The sequence below is a fragment of the Nocardioides oceani genome, assembly GCF_030412965.1.
Classification (GTDB): Bacteria; Actinomycetota; Actinomycetes; order Propionibacteriales; family Nocardioidaceae; genus Nocardioides; species Nocardioides oceani.
The window spans coordinates 1-207 of sequence record NZ_JAUHJQ010000335.1; the positions used below are offsets into that span (position 1 = coordinate 1).

1 pseudogene is annotated in these 207 nt (G+C 75.4%); it reads right to left on the minus strand.

Annotated elements, in window-relative coordinates:
* Nucleotides 1-207, minus strand: a pseudogene (locus QWY28_RS24265) (PucR family transcriptional regulator); the annotation flags it as partial.

Genomic DNA, 207 nt, shown 5'->3' on the forward strand with positions numbered 1-207 from the left:
TTGGCACCGGGCGCGGGGGAGCCGTCGTCGGCGCGGAACCAGTCCACGAACGCCTTGATGCCGGCCTGGACGATCAGCCCCACCCCGGACCGGTCCGGGGCGGACAGCTCGCGGAACCACGGCAGCTCGGCGTCCATCCGTGCGGTCGCCGCGGTGCTGAGCGCCCCGGTGGCCCGCTGGAGTGCATCGGCCGTGGTCGAGCGGGGT